The sequence below is a fragment of the Pseudomonadota bacterium genome, assembly GCA_039196715.1.
Lineage (GTDB): Bacteria > Pseudomonadota > Gammaproteobacteria > CALCKW01 > CALCKW01 > CALCKW01.
On the sequence record JBCCUP010000015.1, the window covers coordinates 1 to 20,349 of the forward strand.

General features: G+C 65.8%; 23 protein-coding genes. 10 read left to right on the top strand and 13 right to left on the bottom strand.

Annotated features, from left to right (window positions below; all coding sequences use genetic code 11):
• A partial coding sequence (locus AAGA11_07495; GenBank protein MEM9602691.1) for an energy transducer TonB occupies positions 1-486 on the top strand: 486 nt, incomplete at its 5' end.
• On the opposite strand, the gene AAGA11_07500 is transcribed toward AAGA11_07495, so the two are convergent.
• The gene (locus AAGA11_07500; protein MEM9602692.1) at positions 467-1,198 is read right to left on the bottom strand and encodes a DUF3047 domain-containing protein; all 732 of its coding nucleotides are present in this window, start codon (positions 1,196-1,198) and stop codon (positions 467-469) included. The two genes, AAGA11_07495 and AAGA11_07500, sit on opposite strands and share 20 nt — an antisense overlap.
• Positions 1,199-1,274: 76 nt before the next feature.
• Between AAGA11_07500 and AAGA11_07505 the strand changes: the two genes are divergently transcribed.
• The 5 genes from AAGA11_07505 to AAGA11_07525 are packed head-to-tail and all read left to right on the top strand — an operon-like array spanning position 1,275 to position 3,788.
• Complete coding sequence (locus tag AAGA11_07505) at positions 1,275-1,766, top strand: hypothetical protein (GenBank protein MEM9602693.1); 492 nt, start codon at positions 1,275-1,277, stop codon at positions 1,764-1,766.
• Positions 1,720-2,472, top strand: a complete 753-nt coding sequence (locus AAGA11_07510; protein ID MEM9602694.1) for an RNA polymerase sigma factor — start codon at positions 1,720-1,722, stop codon at positions 2,470-2,472. Before AAGA11_07505 ends, AAGA11_07510 begins: the two co-directional genes overlap by 47 nt.
• Positions 2,469-2,858, top strand: a complete 390-nt coding sequence (locus AAGA11_07515; protein MEM9602695.1) for a hypothetical protein — start codon at positions 2,469-2,471, stop codon at positions 2,856-2,858. The genes AAGA11_07510 and AAGA11_07515 overlap by 4 nt, the downstream gene beginning before the upstream one ends.
• Positions 2,848-3,054 (top strand): hypothetical protein, encoded by a 207-nt coding sequence (locus AAGA11_07520; protein ID MEM9602696.1) that lies wholly within the window; start codon positions 2,848-2,850, stop codon positions 3,052-3,054. The genes AAGA11_07515 and AAGA11_07520 overlap by 11 nt, the downstream gene beginning before the upstream one ends.
• Positions 3,051-3,788, top strand: a complete 738-nt coding sequence (locus AAGA11_07525) for a DUF3106 domain-containing protein (GenBank protein MEM9602697.1) — start codon at positions 3,051-3,053, stop codon at positions 3,786-3,788. The genes AAGA11_07520 and AAGA11_07525 overlap by 4 nt, the downstream gene beginning before the upstream one ends.
• Here AAGA11_07525 and AAGA11_07530 read toward each other — a convergent pair.
• The 8 genes from AAGA11_07530 to AAGA11_07565 form a co-directional block, all read right to left on the bottom strand.
• Positions 3,785-5,110 carry an FAD-binding oxidoreductase gene (locus AAGA11_07530; protein ID MEM9602698.1) on the bottom strand — a complete coding sequence of 442 codons (1,326 nt, stop codon included), beginning with the start codon at positions 5,108-5,110 and terminating at the stop codon, positions 3,785-3,787. The two genes, AAGA11_07525 and AAGA11_07530, sit on opposite strands and share 4 nt — an antisense overlap.
• A 73-nt stretch (positions 5,111-5,183) precedes the next feature.
• On the bottom strand, positions 5,184-6,563 hold the full coding sequence (locus AAGA11_07535) for an aspartate aminotransferase family protein (protein ID MEM9602699.1): 1,380 nt from the start codon (positions 6,561-6,563) through the stop codon (positions 5,184-5,186).
• A gap of 34 nt (positions 6,564-6,597) precedes the next feature.
• A complete protein-coding gene (locus tag AAGA11_07540) occupies positions 6,598-7,974 on the bottom strand; it encodes a glutamine synthetase family protein (protein ID MEM9602700.1) in 1,377 nt (458 codons plus the stop codon).
• A 25-nt stretch (positions 7,975-7,999) separates the two neighbouring features.
• Positions 8,000-8,908: an agmatinase gene (gene speB / locus AAGA11_07545; protein MEM9602701.1), complete on the bottom strand. Its 909-nt coding sequence runs from the start codon at positions 8,906-8,908 to the stop codon at positions 8,000-8,002.
• Positions 8,909-8,978: 70 nt separating this feature from the next.
• Entirely contained in the window at positions 8,979-9,788 is an 810-nt protein-coding gene (locus AAGA11_07550) for an ABC transporter permease subunit (GenBank protein MEM9602702.1), read from the bottom strand.
• Positions 9,785-10,678 carry an ABC transporter permease subunit gene (locus AAGA11_07555; protein ID MEM9602703.1) on the bottom strand — a complete coding sequence of 298 codons (894 nt, stop codon included), beginning with the start codon at positions 10,676-10,678 and terminating at the stop codon, positions 9,785-9,787. Before AAGA11_07555 ends, AAGA11_07550 begins: the two co-directional genes overlap by 4 nt.
• Positions 10,675-11,802 (bottom strand): ABC transporter ATP-binding protein, encoded by a 1,128-nt coding sequence (locus AAGA11_07560; protein ID MEM9602704.1) that lies wholly within the window; start codon positions 11,800-11,802, stop codon positions 10,675-10,677. The genes AAGA11_07555 and AAGA11_07560 overlap by 4 nt, the downstream gene beginning before the upstream one ends.
• Before the next feature lie 90 nt (positions 11,803-11,892).
• Positions 11,893-12,978: a polyamine ABC transporter substrate-binding protein gene (locus AAGA11_07565; protein ID MEM9602705.1), complete on the bottom strand. Its 1,086-nt coding sequence runs from the start codon at positions 12,976-12,978 to the stop codon at positions 11,893-11,895.
• A 129-nt stretch (positions 12,979-13,107) separates the two neighbouring features.
• Between AAGA11_07565 and AAGA11_07570 the strand changes: the two genes are divergently transcribed.
• The gene (locus AAGA11_07570; protein MEM9602706.1) at positions 13,108-13,776 is read left to right on the top strand and encodes a GntR family transcriptional regulator; all 669 of its coding nucleotides are present in this window, start codon (positions 13,108-13,110) and stop codon (positions 13,774-13,776) included.
• 397 nt (positions 13,777-14,173) lie between these two features.
• Here AAGA11_07570 and bfr read toward each other — a convergent pair whose 3' ends face one another.
• The 4 genes from bfr to AAGA11_07590 form a co-directional block, all read right to left on the bottom strand.
• Positions 14,174-14,659 (bottom strand): bacterioferritin, encoded by a 486-nt coding sequence (gene bfr, locus AAGA11_07575; protein ID MEM9602707.1) that lies wholly within the window; start codon positions 14,657-14,659, stop codon positions 14,174-14,176.
• A gap of 270 nt (positions 14,660-14,929) precedes the next feature.
• Positions 14,930-15,142: a hypothetical protein gene (locus tag AAGA11_07580; GenBank protein MEM9602708.1), complete on the bottom strand. Its 213-nt coding sequence runs from the start codon at positions 15,140-15,142 to the stop codon at positions 14,930-14,932.
• Positions 15,139-16,287: a CaiB/BaiF CoA-transferase family protein gene (locus AAGA11_07585; protein ID MEM9602709.1), complete on the bottom strand. Its 1,149-nt coding sequence runs from the start codon at positions 16,285-16,287 to the stop codon at positions 15,139-15,141. The genes AAGA11_07580 and AAGA11_07585 overlap by 4 nt, the downstream gene beginning before the upstream one ends.
• Positions 16,287-17,537 (bottom strand): acyl-CoA dehydrogenase, encoded by a 1,251-nt coding sequence (locus AAGA11_07590; protein MEM9602710.1) that lies wholly within the window; start codon positions 17,535-17,537, stop codon positions 16,287-16,289. The genes AAGA11_07585 and AAGA11_07590 overlap by 1 nt, the downstream gene beginning before the upstream one ends.
• Positions 17,538-17,604: 67 nt before the next feature.
• On the opposite strand from AAGA11_07590, the gene AAGA11_07595 reads away from it, so the two are divergent.
• The 3 genes from AAGA11_07595 (at position 17,605) to AAGA11_07605 (ending at position 20,324) form a co-directional block, all read left to right on the top strand.
• Entirely contained in the window at positions 17,605-18,510 is a 906-nt protein-coding gene (locus tag AAGA11_07595) for a LysR substrate-binding domain-containing protein (GenBank protein MEM9602711.1), read from the top strand.
• Complete coding sequence (locus tag AAGA11_07600) at positions 18,507-19,928, top strand: FAD-binding oxidoreductase (GenBank protein ID MEM9602712.1); 1,422 nt, start codon at positions 18,507-18,509, stop codon at positions 19,926-19,928. Before AAGA11_07595 ends, AAGA11_07600 begins: the two co-directional genes overlap by 4 nt.
• Before the next feature lie 123 nt (positions 19,929-20,051).
• Entirely contained in the window at positions 20,052-20,324 is a 273-nt protein-coding gene (locus tag AAGA11_07605) for a hypothetical protein (protein ID MEM9602713.1), read from the top strand.
• Positions 20,325-20,349: the final 25 nt, after the last annotated feature.

Genomic DNA, 20,349 nt, shown 5'->3' on the forward strand with positions numbered 1-20,349 from the left:
CCCAAGCCCAAGCCCAAGCCCAAGCCCGAGCCCAAGCCCGAGCCCAAACCGGAACCCAAGCCTGAGCCTGAGCCGGTGCAAGACAACACGCCTGTGGTCGCGCAATCGGTGCAAGCGCCCCAGGAAGAGACCGGTGACAACGCCACACCACAGGCCACGGGTTCTGGCAACCGGGTCGAAGCCGGGGGCGATCCGGGCACGCTCAACACGTACAAGGCCAGGGTGCTGAAGAAGCTGTTGCGCGCGAAGCGCTATCCCCGGTCCGCGAAACGGGCAGGCGTGGAAGGGGCGCCTGTCATCGCGTTTCTCGTCAGACGAGACGGTACCGTGGAGGATCTGGTGCTGTTGCGCAGCTCAGGCGACGATCGACTGGACCGCGAGACGATCAAAATGGTGAATCGTGCCAAACCGTTTCCGACATTTCCGAAGGACCTCACCGGTGATGTCTTTCCGATTCGGGTTCGAATCACTTACAAGCTGGACTGACACCACCCGCGGCACAACCGATCGCGGCAGAGAAAAAACTGTCTCCGTACCACGCTTGCGCTTCGCCTTGCTGGTTGTCCGTGTCGGTCATGAGGACGACGACATCGATGTGGTCGATATCGACACCCAGGCGGGCCTTGAAGTCGGCACGCACGTCACGGGTCTCGTCGAACCACGTGCCGTGGGGATCCTCCGTGCCGCGCACCGCCACCATGGCTGAATGCTGCGGCAGCCACGCGTTGGGCCACTCTGCGCCACGCGGCTGGCTGCCCGACCACACGTAATTGATGATGTAGGGCTTGCTCAGAAAGCCGCGCTTGTGCACCACGTAGACACGCGCTGCGTAGTCGTCGCCGTCGCGCGTGCGCTCGGCGAGCCCGCGCGGGCCTGTGTCCACACGCCAGCGCCAATGCAGCACCGGCGTCTGGTCGAGGTCGACCCTGAGGTCCCGGTAGTAGGCCGAGGCGGTGCCGCGGCTGTGTGCGTGCAAGGCGATACCCGCGCCGGAATCGGCGAGCCGGTACTGCGTCTCGCCGGCAAAGGTGTAGGGTTTCCACGCCGCCGTGTCCGATGCGGAGAACGACGCCACCCAGCGTGGCGCCACCACGCTCTCGCCCTCGCCCCATGCGGCTGCACTGCCGAGCAGCGTTGCACCGACACACAGCGCCACGCCGATCCGGTCAAAAAATGTGCGCCAGGGTGTCAACCGCATCCATCGACCTGCGTTGTAGGGAGCACGGGCTCGAACGACTCCGATTCTCACTCTCTCAGGACCACAGGACAATACGATGAAAGCACGTACACTCACCGCGCTGACCACAGGCGCCCCGCTGGCGATAGCGCTGGCCGTCACGAGCGCACCAACCTACGCCCTCGGGCTCGAGTTGAGCGATGTCGACGGCGACGGTGTCATCACCGAGGTCGACGTGACCGCAGCGCGCGACGCCGCCCGCGCTGCCGCCCTGGCGGACTTCGATCTCGACGGCGACGGCACGCTGTCAACCGACGAGCGCGAGGCCTTGCGCGCCGACCGACAAGCCGCCCTGCTCGAGGCCTTCGATGCAGACAACGACGGCGCGCTCTCGCGCGAGGAACACCGCGCCGCACGGGAAGCCCGACGCGCCGAGATCGCCACCGCGTTCGACGCCGATGGCGATGGCAACCTGTCCGACGACGAGCGGGGTGCCTTGCGGGAGGCCCTCGGGGACCGAGGCGGCCGAGGTGGACGCGGCGATGGCGGACGCGGCGATGGCGAGCGCGGCGGCCGCGGCAACCGCTGATCGGCGACGCGGCAACGCGACGGCGAGCCACTGGGCCGCCGTCGCCACACCCGAAGTCGAGGTCGACCGCCACGTGAGCACACTACACTTGCACCAGGATCAGGCAGGCGCCGTGGCGAGTGTCTGGTCTGCGATGCGATCGCCGTGCGCGGCCAACGAGGAGACGATCACGACTGCAGACACGCCACGCACCCTCGACGGGTTCCTCGAGAGCGTCGAGCGGCAGGCGTATGTCATGGCGCGTCGCGCCACCGGCGACGAGGACGTCGCCCTGGACCTCGTGCAGGAGGCGATGTGCCGCCTGGTCGAGCGCTATGGCACACGGGATCCCGCCGAGTGGCGGCCCCTGTTTTTCACGGTGCTGCAGCGGTTGATCACGGACCACCACCGCCCACGCGGCGTGATGGGCCGCTTGCGCCAGTGGTTTGGTGAGCTGGACAATGCCGAGGACGCCACCAGCCAGCTGCCCGGCGCCGAGCCGGACCCGGCCGACGTCTCGGACCTTGAAACCCTGGGCGAGGCGATGCTGGACGCGCTGACACGCTTGCCGGCTCGACAACACCAGGCATTCGTGTTGCGCCAGTGGCAAGGCTTGAGCGTCGAAGAAACGGCAGCGGCCATGGGGGTGTCGAGCGGCAGCGTGAAAACACACCTGTCGCGCGCGCTCGCCAACTTGCGGTCGCAGCTTGAGGAGTACCGATCATGAACGACAGCGCAGCCGACCGCACGGCACTCGAGGCCGCCGAGCACACGACGGCGGCATTGGACGCCGAGGCCGATCAACTCAACGCGGTTGAGCGGGCCCGGTTGGCGGCGGCTCGGCGCCGCGCGTTGGACCGCGTGCCCGCACGGGCGCTGCCGATTCGCCCCTGGCACGGCCTCGCCGTCGCCGCGGTGCTGGTTGCCGTGCTTGTCGTCCCGGCCTTGCGCACGCCGCCGGCGCCGACGCCACCAGCAGCCACCGCGAGTGCATCGCCGGTGGACGGGCTGTTCAACGACCTCGCCCTGCTCAGCGCGAGCGAGGACGTCGATTTCTACCAGGACCTCGAGTTTCTGATCTGGTTGGAGGACAACAACGACAATGCGGGTTAGCAGCGGAGTCATTCTGGGCATCGCCCTGCTCAGTCCCATCAGCGCCGAGGAGACCCCGAGTATCGAGTTGCTCGAGTTGCTCGGCCAGTGGCAGGAATTGTCCGAACTCGGTGTCGACGTCGACGCCCTGATCGACAAGCGACGCACACCCGACAGGCCAGACACCGCACGGGAGCCGGAGGCCAAAGAGACATGAGAGCCGCCATGCTGTTGTGCGTGACTGTGGTGCTGGCCGGTGCCGCCCACGCAGCGACCGACCCCGCACCCGACTGGCAGACCTTGAGCGACACCCAACAGCGCGCCCTGTCGGCGCTCGAATCGCAGTGGGACACGCTCGATGCGCAGCGCCGTCGGAACATCCTCACCGGTCTCGAGACCTGGCAGTCACTCGACCAGGCGGGCCGCGACCGCGCCCAACGTCGGTTCGGCCGATGGCGCGATCTGCCCGACGATGAACGCTCGCGCCTGCGCGGTCAGTTCGAGCGTTTCCAGGGCATGGATTCGCAGCAGAAAGACCGGCTCAGGGCGCTGCACGAACGGTTCAAGCAGTTGCCAACCGACCGCCAGAACGCACTGCGTGAGCGCTTTCAGACCGAACGCAACCGGGACCGGGACCAGCGTGACAACCGTCGGAAGGACCGACGCGAGAACCGCGAACGGGATGACGACCCGGAACGCGACGACGGGCGCGACCGCGAACAGGACCGGGACGACCGCAATCGTGACGAACGGCAGAGCGGGCGTGACGACGGCCGCAACGACGACGACCCGGACGGCGAGCGCGGCACCGAGGGCGAGCGCGAGGGTGCAGGAGACCGCGATGACGGCCGCGACGGCGACGGCGGGCGCGACGGCGGGCGCGACGGCGACGGCGACGGCGACGGCGGGCGCGGTGATGACGGCGGCCGGGGCGGCGGTGACAAGCGCTAGGCGCGTCCGCCCCAGGACGCAACACGATCGCGCAGGCTGTACCAGGTCATGGCGGCGACCAGCAGCGGCCACCGCAACCGGCTGCCGCCAGGGAACGACAACGACGGCACCCGCGCGAGGCTGTTGAACCGCGCGGCGTCCCCGCCGATGGCGTCGGCAATCAGCTGTCCGCTCAAGGTCGCCAGTGCCACCCCGTGGCCGCTGTAGCCGCCGGCGGTGTAGACCGTGTCGTCGCGGCACGCGAAGTACGGCATGCGCCGCACCGTGATGCCGAGTGTGCCACCCCAGGCGTAGTCGATGCGCCGGTCGGCCAGCTGCGGAAAGATCTCGAGCATCGGCCGCCGGACAAAGGCGGCGATGTCGGCCGGAAACCGGTAGGCGTAGTTTTCGCCGCCACCGAACAACAGCCGGTTGTCGGCTGACAACCTGAAATAATTGATCACGAATTTCGAGTCCGCGACCGCGACTCGCCGGTGGATGAGCGCTGCGGCGTCGGCGTCCGAGAGCGGTTCCGTCGCAGCGATGAAATTGTTGATCGGCATGACCCGGGCGCTGACGTGCCTGTCGAGATCGCCGAGGTACCCGTTGCAGGCCAACACCAGGTGACGGGCTTGCACCGTGCCGGTCGCGCTGCGCAGGCGCACGCCGGCGTGGGCGCGCTCGATCGCCTGCACACGGGTGCGCTCACGCACGCTCACGCCCGCCGCGAGCGCAGCCCGCGCAAGGCCGAAGGCAAACTTCAGGGGGTGCAGGTGACCGGCCCCCCAATCGACGTAGCCACCGGCGTAGCGCGGCGAATCCACCCAGTCGCGTGACGCAGCTGGATCAACGGCTTCGACGGCGTCGTACCGGTAGGCCTTTCGCAGCGTATCAAGGTAGGCGTGCACCGCAGGCACCCCGTCGGCGCGAAGCTGCGTGTAGTAGATCCCCGGCGTGTAGTCGCAGGCAATGTCGTGCGCGTGGATCAGGTCCTGCACCCGCTGTTTGGCGGCCTCGCCGATGTCCCACAGCGCCCGCGCGTGCTCGACACCGAGCCAGCTCTCGAGTGTATTCTGGTCACAGCGCATGCCGCTGCCGACCTGGCCACCGTTGCGCCCCGAAGCGCCCCAACCGACGCGGTGTGCATCGAGCACCACCACGGACCGCCCGGCCTCGGCGAGGTGCAACGCCGTCGAGAGGCCCGTGAAACCGGCCCCGACGACAGCAACGTCGAAGCGGCCATCGCCCTCCGTCGGCGCGATCGCAGGCGGCTCGCCCGCACTGGCGGCGTACCAGGACGCCGGGTACGTGCCCGGGACGTCATTGGCGGTCAGGATGTCCACAGGTCCCCCGGTCCGGACAGACGCACACCGCGCGGACCTCGGCGCTGTGGCGCCGCGCGCGCGGCGCTCGACGTCACAACAGCCCTTCGACGCGCAAGGTGTCCATGGCGTCGTCAAGACCGCGACGGGCACGCTCAACCAGGAGGTCGATCTCGGCACGGCTGATGATCAGCGGCGGCGAGATGATCATGGTGTCGGCGACGGCGCGCATCATCAAGCCGTGCGTCAAGCAATGCTCGCGCACGATCACACCGGCCCTGCCGGCCTCGCCGGCAAAGCGCGCGCGCATGGCCGGGTCCGGGCTGAGCTCGATTGCCCCGACCAGGCCACGGCTGCGGGCCTCGCCAATCAGCGGATGATCCGCAAGGGTGGCCCAACGCGTGTGGAGGTAGGGCGCGATGTCGTCGCGCACGCGCGTGACGATGCCCTCCTCGTCGAGGATGCGCAGGTTTTCGAGTGCGACGGCACACGCCACCGGGTGGCCAGAGTAGGTGTACCCGTGCGCGAGGTCGGTGGTGGCGAGCACCTCGGCAACCCGATCGTGGTAGATCGATGCGCCGATCGGCTGGTAGCCCGAGCTCAGGCCCTTGGCCGTCGTCATGATGTCGGCGTCGATGTCCATCGACTGGCACGCGAACCACTCGCCCGTGCGCCCGTAGCCGGTGATGACCTCGTCGGCGATCAGCAGGATGTCGTGTGCCTTGCAGATGCGCTGAATCTCTGGCCAGTAGCTTTCGGGCGGTATGATCACGCCACCGGCACCCTGGATCGGTTCGGCGATGAACGCCGCAACGCGGTCGGCGCCGAGTTCGAGGATCTTGGCCTCGAGCAGCCGTGCGCGTGCCAGCCCGAAGGCCTCCGGGTCGGTGTCCCCACCCTCGCCGTACCAGTAGGGCTGATCGATGTGCACGATGTCGGGAATCGGCAACCCCCCTTGTGCGTGCATTGGCTTCATGCCGCCGAGGCTCGCCGCGGCCATGGTGGAGCCGTGGTAGGCGTTCTTGCGCGCAATGACGACGGTTTTCTGCGGCTTGCCAAGCGTCGCCCAGTAGGTTCTCGCGAGCCGGAGGTTGGTGTCGTTTGCGTCCGACCCCGAGCCGTTGAAGAACACCTGGTTGAAGCCCTCGGGCGCAAGTTCGGCCAGCCGGGCGGCCAGCGACAGCACCGGTGGGTGGGTGGTCTGAAAAAACGTGTTGTAGTACGGCAACTCGCGCATCTGCCGGGCTGCGACGTCGGCCAATTCGGCGCGGCCGTAGCCGATGTTCACGCACCAGAGCCCGGCCATGGCGTCGAGGATCTGCTCGCCTTCACTGTCCCAGACAAAGACGCCGTCGGCACGCGTGATCACACGTGCGCCCTTCTCGGCGAGCTGGGTCCCGTTGCTGAACGGGTGAATGTGGTGCGCAGCGTCGAGCGCTTGCATGTGTTCGGTGGTGGGGTGGTTGCTCAACATGGCGGTGCTCTCCGAGATCCGTGGGGCGGGTCGACTAGACGTTCAGCAACAGGTGCTGACGTTCCCAGGGGCTGATGACTTGCTGAAATTCGTCGATTTCAAAGCGTTTGATCGTCTTGTAGACGCTGCAGAATTCCTCGCCCAGCACCGCTTCCATCGCCGGCGCAGCTTCGAACAGGTCGAGCGCCGAGCTCAGATCCCAGGGCAAGGTGCGCGACTCCATGCGGTCACGGGCACTGGCACTCATGGCGGCGGTAGGACGGAGCCCGTCGACCATGCCGAGGTAGCCACTGGCGAGGCTGGCGGCAATGGCAAGGTAGGGATTTGCATCCATGCCGACCACGCGGTTCTCGACGCGCCGGGAGGCCGCCGACGCGTTTGGAACACGCAGGCCGGCCGCGCGGTTATCGACACCCCATTCGAGGTTGACCGGCGCTGATTCTCCGGCAACAAAGCGGCGGTAGGAATTGACGTAGGGCGCGAGGATGCACACGACCGATGGCAGGTGCACCTGCTGACCAGCCAGGAAACCGTCGAAGAGCGCCGACGCGCTGCCGTCGGCGTTGGAGAACACCGTCTCACCGGAGTGCGCGTCCACCACGCTCTGGTGGATGTGCATCGCACTGCCCGGCTCGTTCTGCATCGGCTTCGCCATGAACGTGGCGTAGCAGTCGTTGCGCAGGGCCGCTTCGCGGATGGTGCGCTTGAGCAGGAAGACCTGATCCGCCAGACGCAGCGGGTTCCCGTGTTGCAAATTGATTTCGATCTGACCGGCACCCCCCTCCTGGATGATGGTGTCGAGCTCAAACCCTTGCGCTTCGGCGAAGTCGTAGATGTGGTCGATCACGACGCCGTACTCGTCCACCGCACTCATGCTGTAGGCCTGGCGACCAATACCGCTGCGGCCCGTGCGGCCGATCGGGGGCTCGATCGGAATATCGGGGTCAGGGTTGGGTTTGGTCAGGTAGAACTCCATTTCGGGCGCGACAACAGGCCGCCAGCCCCGATCGGCGTAGAGCGCGAGCACGCGTTTGAGCACGTTGCGCGGCGCCAGCGGCAAGGGCTCGCCGTCCAGAGACTGAATGTCGTGGATCACCTGGAGCGTCACGTCACCGGTCCACGGAACCGCCGTCGCTGCGCTGTAGTCCGGCACCAGTACCATGTCCGCTTCGGTCCAGTAGTCGTCGCGCTCGAAATGCGCGTACTCGCCGGTGATGGTCTGAAAAAACAGCGATATCGGCAGGTAGAGCTTGTCCGAACGGAAGAACTTGTTCGCCGGCATTGCCTTGCCGCGCGCGATGCCCGCCAGGTCGGGGATGATGCACTCGACTTCGTCGAGCACACGCCCACCCAACCAGTCGCGAAACGCATCCGGTAAGCGGTCGATCACCGGCACCTCGGGCACAGCCATAGTCAATCCTGTTCGGTTCGGAGGGTTAGAGTCGTCCGACGCGGTGGGGGGTGGCGCCGTTCGCCAAGGCGAGCTGAACCAGCCACTCGGTGGCCAGGCTGGCCGCGGCGATTGCCGTGATCTCGGCGTGGTCGTAGGGCGGCGACACCTCGACCAGGTCCATACCGACCAGGTTCAGTCCCGCGAGGCCGCGGATCAATTCGAGCGCCTGCCAACTCGCGAGCCCGCCACTGACCGGTGTACCGGTTCCCGGCGCAAAGGCCGGATCCAGTGAATCGATGTCGAAGGACAGGTACACCGGCGCGTCACCCGCGCGTTCGCGGATGACGTCGAGCGCCGCGTCGATGCCGTTGCGGTGCACCCAGGGACTGGTGAGAATCTCGAAACCGTGGTCGCTGTCGTTCTGGGTGCGCAAACCCACTTGTGTGCTGCGCGCAACGTCGATGGTGCCTTCGCGGGCTGCTCGCAGGAACATGTTGCCGTGGTTGATTTCGCCTTCATCCTCCGGCCAGGTGTCGCAGTGTGCGTCCACCTGCAACAACGCCACCGGGCCATGGCGCTCGGCGTGGGCCTTGAGCAGCGGGTAGCTGACGAAGTGGTCTCCGCCAAAGGTCAGCATCTTCGCGCCGCTGGCGAGCAGCGTACGGGCGTGCGCGGTGATCGCCTCGGTGACCGAGCCAGGCTCGTGCGGGTTCACGAAGCAGTCGCCCCAGTCCACCATCGAGAGGCTCTCCTCAAGCACGATGCCCGACGGAAAGCTCGCGAGTTCGGCGAGTTGCACCGAGGCTGCGCGAATCGCCCGCGGACCCAGGCGGCACCCCGGCCGGTAGGTCGTCGCGCAGTCGAAGGGCACGCCACTGATAACCACGTCCACGCCATCAAGTTCACGGGAATACCGGCGGCGCAAGAAGCTCAGCGCCCCGCCGTAGGTCATTTCGCGCCACTTCACGGCGTTTTTGTCCGCGAGAAAGGCCTGGTCACCGGTGTCGGAGGTCGTTGTCACATCAGTTGTCCTGTCGCGCGCCGGCGCGACGGTTCATGATCCACAGACTGCCGAGCACCCCGACCGACACGACCGCAATCATCAGCGTCGCCAGCGCGTTGATGTCGGGGCTGACGCCCAGGCGCACCTTGGAGAAAATCACCATCGGCAAGGTGCTCGACCCCGGCCCGGACACGAAACTCGCGATCACCAGATCGTCGAGCGACAGCGTGAACGCGAGCAACCATCCGGACACCAGCGCCGGGGCGATGGTCGGCAGCGTGATGTCGAAAAAGACGCGCACCGGCGTCGCTCCGAGGTCGAGCGCCGCCTCTTCGGTGGAGCGGTCCATGTCCACCAGGCGCGACTGCACCACGACGGCGATGTAGGCCATGCAGAAGGTCGTGTGGGCAATGATGATGGTGGTCAGGCCGCGACCCGCCGGCCAGCCGAAAGTCAGCTCCATCGAGACGAACAACAGCAGCAGCGACAAGCCGGTGATGACTTCAGGCATGACGAGCGGCGCGGTGGTCATGCCGTTGAACAGTGTGCGGCCGGCGAAACGGCCGAAGCGCACGAGCACCAGCGCGGCCAGCGTGCCCAACACCAGCGCCAGCGAGGCACTGATCGTGGCGATCTTCAGGCTGACCCAGGCCGCTTGAAGAATCTGCGGGTCGCGAAACAGCTCGCCGTACCATTTGGTCGAGAAGCGGCTCCAGACGGTCACGAGGCGGGATTCGTTGAAGCTGTAGATCACCAGCGACACGATCGGCAGGTACAGAAAGGCAAAGCCCAGCACCGCCGCACTCGACACCCACACGCTGCGCTTCATACCTCACGCTCCGCCGCGCTCTGCGCGTTGCGCAGCAACATGATCGGCAACACCAGAATCACCAGCATGACCATCGCCACGGCCGACGCCACCGGCCAATCGCGGTTGTTGAAGAACTCGGTCCAGAGCACCTTGCCGATCATCAGGGTGTCGGCACCGCCGAGCAGCGCGGGAATCACGAATTCGCCGACAGCGGGAATGAACACCAACAGGCAGCCCGCCAGCATGCCGGGCAGCGACAGCGGCAAGGTCACCGTCAGGAAGGTTTGCCAGGGCCGGGCACCGAGGTCTTCCGCGGCTTCGAACAGCGCGTTGTCGAGCTTCACCAGGTTGGCGTAGAGCGGCAGAACCAGGAACGGCAGGTAGGTGTAGACGATGCCGAGGTAAACGGCAAAGTCGGTCTGCAACATCGGGATAGGCTCGTCGATGAGGCCGATCCCCATGAGCATATTGTTGATGACGCCGTTCGGTTTCAGCAGACCGATCCACGCGTACACGCGCAACAGGAAACTGGTCCAGAATGGCAGAATCACCAGCGTCAGCAGGAGGTTGCGGCGATCCGGGCGGGCGCGCGCGATGAACCAGGCCATCGGGTAACCGACCACCAGGCAAACCAACGCCGACACCGAGGCGATGCGCAACGACTCGACAAAGGCGTTGAGGTAGAGTGTGTCCTCGATCAGGTAGCGGTAGTTGCCGATGTTGAGCGTGACGGTCAGGTAGTCCTCGTCCCATTCCCAGAGCGGCAGGTACGGCGGTCGCGCTATTGCAGCTTCGGACAGCGAAAGTTTGGCGACCACCAGAAAGGGCACGAGGAAAAAGACCAGCAACCACAGGCCCGGCACCGCCGCCACCCAGCGCCGGCCGCTGGAGCCGATCAGCCACTTCACGAGGGCAGCACCACACCGGCCGTGTCACCCCAGCTGAGGTAGACGGTTTCATCCCAGGACACCGGGTGCGCGTCATCGCGGTCGAGGTTGGGCTGGGTCACGTGCAGCAGCTTTCCCGACGCCAGTCGCACCCGCAACACAGACGACCCGCCCATGTAGGCGATCTCGTCGACCACCCCCTGGAGGACGTTGTGCGCTTGCGGCGGCGGCGTTGTCGACACCCGCATCTTCTCCGGCCGCAGCGCCAGCCACATGCGTTGACCCAGCGTGCAGCTCACCCCGTGGCCGACATAGACCTCGGCACCGATCTCGGCGCAATCGAGCCGCATGTGCGATTCACCGTCTTCGCTGACCACCCCCTCGAAGAGATTGACCGAGCCGATGAAGTCGGCCACGAAGCGCGAGTTCGGGTATTCGTAGACTTCGCGCGGCGTCGCCACCTGCACGATTTCGCCGTCGCGCATGACACCGATGCGCGTGGCCAGGGTCATCGCCTCTTCCTGGTCGTGGGTCACGACAATGAAGGTGACACCGGTTTCCTCCTGGATTTTCATCAACTCGAACTGCGTCTCTTCACGCAGCTTTTTGTCGAGCGCACCGAGTGGTTCGTCGAGCAGGAGCAGTTTCGGGCCTTTGGCGAGCGCGCGTGCGAGTGCGACCCGCTGCCGCTGGCCGCCGGAGAGTTGATCGGGCTTGCGTTTGGCAAAGTCGCCGAGCTGCACCATGTTGAGCAACTGCTCGACCCGTTGGGCGATCTCTGCCCGCGGCAGTTTGTCCCGCTTCAGGCCGTAGGCGATGTTGTCGGCCACCGTCATGTGCGGAAACAGCGCGTAGGATTGGAACATCATGTTGACGGGCCGCCGGTAGGGCGGCACGCCTGCCATGTCCTGGCCGTCGATCTCGATGCTGCCGGCGCTCGTCGCTTCGAAGCCGGCCAACATGCGCAGCAGGGTGGACTTGCCCGAGCCGCTGCCGCCGAGCAGGCAGAACAACTCGCCGCGGTAGATGTCGAGCGACACCTTGTCGACCGCCGCAACGGCGCCGAACTGTTTGCTGACACCCTTGATGCGCAGGAAGGGTTTTGCGCCTGGATCGCGCCAGGGCTGATCGTCTGACACCGTCACGCGACGCTCCTCGGTATGACTGCCGGGCGTTGCGCCCGGCAGGGGCAGTGCGCCGCGGCTAGCGCGCCACGGCACCCGGGTGAGCGAGGCTCACTGGCCGGTCTTGACCTTGGTCCAGAGGCGCGTAACCGTGCGGTCCTGCCGCGCGTTGTAGACCTTCGAGGCCCAGAGGTTCTGCTTGGCGGCGTCGGTCGGGAAGATGCCCGGGTCGGAGGTGATCTCTTCGTCGACCAGCGGCATCGACGCCGCGTTGCCGTTGGCATACCAGACGTAGTTGGTGATGTCGGCCGTGATCTGTGCGTCCATGACGAAATCGATGAACTTGTGCGCCGCATCGGGGTTGGGCGCGTCAACCGGGATGGCCATGGTGTCGAACCACTGCAAAGCGCCCTCTTTCGGGATCACGTAGCTTACCGCGACGCCGTTCTCGGCTTCGTCCGCGCGGTCGCGCGCCTGGAAAATGTCACCCGACCAACCGACTGACACGCACACATCGCCGTTGGCGAGGTCGGAGATGTATTGAGAGGAGTGGAAGTAGCGGATGTACGGGCGAACCGCCAGCAGCAGGTCGGCGCCGGCTTCGAAGTCGCGCTTCTCGGTGGAGCGCGGGTCGAGCCCGAGGTAGTTCATCGCCGCCGGCAAGAGCTCGGTGGGCGCGTCAAGCACACTGATACCGCAGTCGGCCAGCTTGGCTGCGATGGCCGGATCGAACACGAGCGACCAGCTGTCGGTCGGCGCATCCTCACCGAGGCGCTCCTGAATCATGTCGACGTTGTAGCCGATGCCGGTGGTACCCCACATGTAAATCACCGCGTGGGCGTTGTCGGCGTCATAGCCGGCCAGGCCGTCCATGAGCGCCGTGTCCATGTTCTTCAGGTTGGGCAGTTTGTTCTTGTCGAGCGGCTGGTAAGCGCCCGCAGCAATCTGACGCTGCAGGAAATCCGAGGTGGGTACAACCACGTCGTAGCCCGAATTGCCCGCCAGCATCTTCGCTTCGAGCACCTCGTTGGAATCGTACACGTCGTAGTTGACTTCGATGCCCGTGGCGGCGGTGAACTTCTCCAGCGTGTCTTCGGCGATGTAGTCGGACCAGTTGTAGACATTGAGCGTTTCGGCGGAGGCCGCCGACGCCAACAGGGCGGTGGCAACCAGGGCGGCTGACGGGGAAAGGGTCATGGACTCACTCCAAGGTTTTGATGTTCAACACGGGCGCAGCGGCCGGCGTTTTGTGATCACAATTTTCCGAAGCATATCACATCGTGTATGGTGTGCCTGCCCCGGATCCGGCCCGAACCTTACCCCACCGTGAACACGCACGCACCTGCCACCGACACGACCGCACACGCCCAGGCCTACGCACGCCTGCGTCACCGTGTGCTGGTGGGCGATCTGGCGCCCGGCGAGAAGCTCACACTGCGCGGACTCGCCGCGGAGTTGGGGCTGTCAGCCACGCCGGTTCGCGAGGCGTTGCGCCGGCTGGCTGCCGAGGGCGCACTGAGGGTGCTCGAGAACCGTCGGGTGCAGGTGCCGAAGCCGACAGCTGCGCAGCTGATCGAGTTGGTGCACCTGCGCTGCGCGCTGGAAACGCACCTGGCGGCGCGTGCCCTGCCCTTCGTCAACGACCACCTGATCGCGCACATGCGGGACACGGACGACCGAATCGACACGGCGCTGGCGAGCCGTGACTACGCCGACGCCGTGTTGCTGAACCAGCGCTTTCACACGCTGCTCTTCACCGCCAACCCGCTGGGCGTGGGACTGCCGTTGGTGGAGAGCCTGTGGTTGCAGCTCGGGCCCTGCATGCGCATTGCCGCGGGTCGCGTCGACGCGCTCTACCCGGAAGACCACCACAAACGTCTGCTGCTGGCGCTGGAGGCGCGTGACAGCACGGCCGTTCAGCGGGTGCTGATACAGGACATCCAGGCCGGTTTTGGAGAGCTCAGCGAGGTCGCCCTGCAGGCCGTGCTGGCCTGAGAGGGCGGCCCGTGAATCGGTGCCTGTTGGACTGTCAGCCAGCGAGAGGGAAGGGCGTGTTGCCCGGAGGCACCGCGTGGAGGGCTTCGCCGACGTACTCGGCGTCGATCTGACTCACCGTTTTTTCGGCCAGAGTCAGGCAGTTACAGCATTTGGGGCACTTCCCCAGCTCGCCGTACACGCGGCGAGCGCACACGTCGGCGGCGGGACACCTGGACTTCAGACACGCCACGGCACCCCGAAGATCGGCGTCGGAGATACGGTTGCAGTGGCAAATGATCATGGTGCCCGCACTGGACGAGAACAGTACGAGCACTATAGCAAAACAAGAACCAACAGCAAATGCGAATCATTCTTGAGAATCTGGGCGCCGATGGACGGCCACCTGCAGCGTGCTTCAGGCGGCGTGGTCGGCGGGGTCAGCCTGGAGCTGGTTGTAATTCTTCTCGCCGATTCGCTCGAGCAGCTCGAGCTGCGTCTCGAGAAAATCGATGTGGCCTTCCTCGTCCGACAGCAACTCTTCGAACATCGCCATGGTCACAAAATCGTTCTCGGCCTGGCAGATGGCACGCGACTCGGCGTAAGAGGTGCGCGCCTCGTGCTCGCCCGCCAGATCCGCCTCGAGCACTTCTTTCACATTCTCGCCGATGCGCAACGGCGCCACGTGCTGCAGGTTGGGGTGACCTTGCAGGAAGATGATGCGCTCGATGAGCTTGTCTGCGTGCTGCATCTCCTCAATCGACTCTTCACGTTCCTTGCGGGCGAGGCGGTTCAGACCCCAATCGTCGAGCAAACGGTAGTGGATCCAGTACTGGTTGATCGCACCGAGCTCGAGGAAGAGTGCCTGGTTGAGTCGCTCGATGACTTTCTCACTGCCTTTCATGATGCGGTTTCCGCCTGTTTTCCGATCGACATTAGACCACAACAGAAGCGAAAAGTGCGTGAAGAACGCGTAAAGATTGACAGGCTTGTATAATGGAAATGCGAATCTATATCATTTTCAAATCTTTGTTTTTACGTGTTTAATTCGAATCCAGTTCTGTTCCATACCGCTCTTCAGTATAGCCAGTTAATGCAAGTCTGGATAATATGGTCTCGTGTGCCGGCGCTCAAACGACAACGTTGGCATCACTGCCAAATGCCGCGATCATCGTCACATCCCACGCCCGTCCAACGCCATCAGGATATCGGCTTCAAGCGAATCCAGTAACGCCTTGACGCGGGGGTTGTCGAGGTCAAGCTGTACCCACCCATCCGTACTCAGCAACGCAATCTCGCTGACCTCCAACGCCGTTGCCGTGTGGCGACCGGCCACCGCGAAGGTCCCCTGATCGGCCTCGAAACGGTGCAGTCGAAACGGACTCACGGGGCAATCTCGCCAAGAATCTCTTCGGTGTGCTCACCCAGGTTGGGTGAGCGGCGGCTGAGGTCCAGCGTCGCGTCGGAAAACTGCAAGGGCGTGCGCACGCCGGGTACCCCCTGCGGCTCGATACGCAAGCCGCGCGACACGATCTGTGGGTCGACGAAGACATCGGCCAGCGTGTTGATGGGCGCACCCGGCACCACCGCGCGCTCCATCGCCTCAAGCAGCTCGGCCTTGCGCCAGGGCGCAATGGCGTCGACGAGCAGCGGCACGAGCTGATCCCGGTGCGCAACCCGCGCCGGGTTGGTCGCGTAGGCCGGGTCCAGGGCGAGCTCGGAGCAGCCGAGCAACCTGCAGAAGCGCTCGAACTGCCCGTCGTTGCCGACCGCGGCAATGATGTGCCCGTCGGCACAGGCAAACACCTGGTAAGGCACGATGTTCGGGTGTGCGTTGCCGAGCCGATTCGGCGTGACACCGCCAATCAGTTGATTGGACGCCTGGTTGGCCATCACCGCGACGATGCTGTCGTAGAGCGACAGGTCGATGTGCTGACCCCGTCCCGTGCGCTGCCGCTCCGCGAGGGCAGCCTGGATGCCGATGACGCCGTAGAGGGCAGTGAAGATGTCGCTGAAGGCCACGCCCATCTTCTGTGGCAAGCCGTCCGGCTCGCCGGTCACCGACATGATGCCGCCCATGCCCTGCACCAGAAAGTCGTAGCCGGCCCGGCGTGCATAGGGGCCGGTCTGACCGAAACCGGTGACGGAGCAGTAGATCACGGCCGGGTGCCGCTCGCGCACGGCGTCGTGGTCGAAGCCGTGCTTCGCAAGCCCACCGACCTTGAAATTTTCGATGAACACATCGCAGCCGGCAATCAGGCGCTCCAGGGTGCGCTGCCCGTCCTCGGTCTTGAAGTCGAGCACGATCGAGCGCTTGCCACGGTTGCAACAATGGAAGTAGGCGGCGGTGTTCTCACCCTCAACGTCGATGAAAGGTGGGCCCCATTTGCGCGTGTCGTCACCGGCGGGGCTCTCGACCTTGATCACGTCAGCGCCGAGGTCAGCCAGGGTCTGGCCGATCCAGGGGCCGGCGAGGATGCGCGCCATCTCGACAACGCGCAAACCCGCGAGCGGCGCACGGGCGTCAGCCATCAGAAAAACGCCTGCAAGCCGGTCTGTGCACGCCCGAGGATCAACGCGTGCACGTCGTGCGTGCCCTCGTAGGTGTTGACGGTCTCGAGGTTCATCATGTGTCGGATCACCTGGAATTCCTCACTGATGCCGTTGCCACCGTGCATGTCCCTGGCCAGCCGCGCAATGTCGAGCGCCTTGCCGCAGTTGTTCCGCTTGATCAGGGAAATCATCTCCGGGGCCGCTTCGGCCCGGTCCATGAGCCGCCCGACCTGCAGCGCCGATTGCAGGCCGATGGCAATCTCGGTCTGCATGTCGGCGAGCTTCTTCTGAAACAGCTGCGTGTTGGCCAGCGGTCGCCCGAATTGCTTTCGGTCGAGGCCGTACTGCCGTGCCGCGTGCCAGCAGGTCTCCGCTGCACCCATCGCACCCCACGCGATGCCGTACCGTGCGCGGTTCAGACAGCCGAACGGCCCCTTGAGCCCGGAGACGTGCGGCAGCAGCGCATCCTCGCCGACCTCGACCTTGTCGAGCACGATCTCACCGGTGACCGACGCCCGCAGGCTGAGCTTGCCGCCAACCTTGGGCGCGCTCAGTCCGGCCATGCCCTTTTCCAACACGAACCCGCGGATGCGATCCCCGTGTTCCTCCGACTTCGCCCAGACCACGAACACGTCGGCAATCGGGCTGTTGGAAATCCACATCTTACTGCCGCTCAAGCGGTAACCACCGTCGATCTTCTCGGCGCGCGTCTTCATGCTACCGGGGTCCGAACCCGCGTCAGACTCGGTCAGGCCGAAACACCCGATCCACTCGCCGCTGGCGAGTTTGGGCAGGTACCGCACCCGCTGCGCCTCGCTGCCGTAGGCGTAGATCGGGTACATGACCAGCGAACTCTGCACCGACATCATCGAGCGGTAGCCGGAATCCACCCGCTCGACCTCGCGCGCCACCAGGCCGTAGGCGACGTAGCCCGCGCCGATGCCGCCGTAGGCCTCCGGGATCGTTGAGCCGAGCAAGCCGACCGATCCCATTTCCGCGAAGATCTCGGGTTCGACCGACTCCTCGCGGAAGGCCGCCGTCACGCGTGTCTGGAGCTTGTCCTGCGCGTAGGCGTTGGCGCTGTCGCGGATCATGCGCTCTTCGTCGCTGAGCTGGTCGTCGAGCCGCAAGGGGTCGGCCCAGTTGAAACTCGACAGGTCGGGCGCGTCTTTGGCGCTAAGCTCAGGTCGTTCCACGGTGTCGTCCTCTGTCCGGAAGTCAACGCGCATGATAGGCCAGCAGACCGCCGATTGACGCGATAAACTGGCACTATGTCATGCCGTGATGGAATGAACCATGGCCCTGCCCCGCCGCTACCTGCCACCGCTGCACTGGTTGTCCGCCTTCGAAGCGGCGGCCCGCTGCGGCAGTTTCAGTGCCGCTGCGCGCGAGTTGGCGCTGACGCAAAGCGCGGTCAGCAAGCAAGTGGCGGCGCTTGAAGGGCGGCTTGAAACCCAGCTGTTCGCACGCGAGCGCCAACGCGTGCGGCTGACCGCCGCCGGCGACCGCTACGCGCGCGAGGTGCGCACAGCGCTCGAGCAGCTGGCCAGCGCCTCGCTGAATCTGCGCGCCAACCCCGAAGGCGGTGCGCTGCACCTCGCCGTGCTACCGACCTTCGCTGCGCGCTGGCTCGCTCCACGGTTGTCCAGCTTCGTCACAGAGCACCCCGGTGTCACCCTGAACCTCACCACGCGCATCCGCCCTTTCGACGTGAGCGAGGCGCCCTTCGACGCGGCCATCACGGTCGGCGGGGCCACCTGGCCCGGCACCGAGCAACAGGACCTGATGAGCGAAACCCTGCTGCCCGCCTGCTCACCCGTGCTCAAGCGCACCCACCGATTCGAACAACCGGCCGACCTGTTGCGCGCGCCGCTCATGAACCTCGAAACCCGGGCGGGGGCCTGGCAACGCTGGCTCGGCCACCACGGCGTGGTGGCCGAGGCCAACGAGCTTCTGGTGTTCGACCAATTCGCGACGGCAGCGCAGGCCGCCATCTCGAGCCTCGGCACCGCACTGCTGCCGCAGTTCCTGATCCAGGGCGAGCTCGACGCCGGCTTGTTGGTGCCCGCACTGCCCCTGCCGATCACCAGCGAATCGGGCTACCATCTGGTCTGGCCAGCGTCGCGCCGCGACTACCCTCCGCTCGCAGCCTTTCGCGCCTGGCTCACCCCGCTGGCCACCGCTGAGACCGACCCCGCATGACGAGCTCGAGTTCACTCCCCGACGCTGCGTTGACGGCGCTGCGGGCGGCCCTGGGCGAAGACGCAGTGAAACCCACCCCCGCGCCGTGCTTGCAGGAACCCCGCGACCTCTTCACCGGCCACAGCCCCTGGCTCGCCGAACCGCGCACCACAGCGCAGGTGGTCAAGGCCCTGCAAGTGTGCTCGGCTCACCGCATCCCCGTGATTCCCTACGGCGGTGGCACCGGGCTGGTCGGCGGGCAAACCGACACGGCCGTGCGCGCGTCGCTGCTGCTGAGCACCGCGCGCCTGAACGACATCCGCCGCATCGATGCCCTTGATGCGGTACTGGTGTGCGGTGCAGGCCTGACCCTACACGACGTGCAGCAACGCGCCGCTGACCACGGGATGCTGTTTCCCCTGTCACTGGCGTCCGAGGGCAGCTGCACCGTCGGCGGCAACCTTGCAACCAACGCCGGTGGCGTCAACGTGCTGCGCTACGGCAACGCCCGAGCCCTGTGTCTCGGCGTCGAGGCCGTGTTGGCCGATGGCACCGTCGTAAGCGACCTCGGTGGATTGAGAAAAGACAACACCGGCTACGCCCTGAGCCAACTTCTGATTGGCAGCGAGGGCACCCTCGGTGTTATCACCGCGGCGGCGCTCCGGCTGTTTCCGCAACCGCATGAGCGCGTCGCCACCCTCGCGGCCGTGCCACACCCACGGGCCGCGCTGGCGTTGCTCGACCGTTTGCAACAGGCACTCGGCGAGCGCGTTACCGCGTTCGAACTGATTTCGCACCAAGGCATCGCATTCCTCGCCGAATCCGGCATCGCGCACCGCATGCCGCTCACCGAAGAGAGCCCCTGGTACGTCCTGACCGAAGTCGCCAGCGGGCCCGACCCCGCACTCGGCGACACGGTGGCCAACCTGCTGGCCGACGCCGCCTCGGCCGAGCTGGTCGACGACGCCATTATCGCCAGCAACGAGGCGCAGCGGCAGGCGCTGTGGCACCTGCGTGAATCGATTCCCGAGGCCAATCGGCTGGTGGGGTCGGTTGCAAGCTTTGACATCTCGGTGCCGATCAGCGCCATCCCGGATTTCATCGACCACGCCCAGCGCGCGCTGGGCGCGCTCGACAGCCGGTTGCGCATCAATTGCTTCGGCCACGTGGGCGATGGCAACCTGCACTTCAACAGCTTCCCACCAACCGGCGCCAGCAAAGCCGATTTCCGGGATGTGGCAGGCGAGGTCAAACGCATCGTGTACGACCTGGTGGACACACACGGCGGTTCGTTCAGCGCCGAACACGGCGTCGGTCGTCAGAAAACCGGACAACTGGCGCAGTACGGCGACCCGGGCAAACTGGCTGCCATGCGCGCCATCAAGCAGGCGCTGGACCCCCACAACCTCTTGAACCCGGGCGCCGTCCTGCCGGACTGAGCACCCCGCCGCGGCACTCCGACCCCGTGCCGCGTGGCAGCCGATTCGGCCAGACACGGCTGAGGGGGCTGTGCGCGAAACTTGCACCCGAGTGGAGACCGTCGTGAACACGAGGTCTGCCGCATGCACATGCCGTCCGCCAGCCTGCGCACCCTGCTCCTCACAGGTGCGCTGCAAACGATGCTGCTGCATCAGTTGTACGCCGTGCGCGATCCCTTTCTCGAGATCGAGAACCACACACCGGACACCACCGTGACGATCAACGGCGATCGTTTCGTGGCACGACAGGACGGACGGCTCGCGGTGCCCTGCTACCGTGGCGAGACCCTGAAGATCCGGTGGGGCGGTCAGGAAACCCACGCCCTGTGCCGGACACGCTTGTACCTCGGCCTGTGAGCACGCGACCCGGTTCTGGCAACAC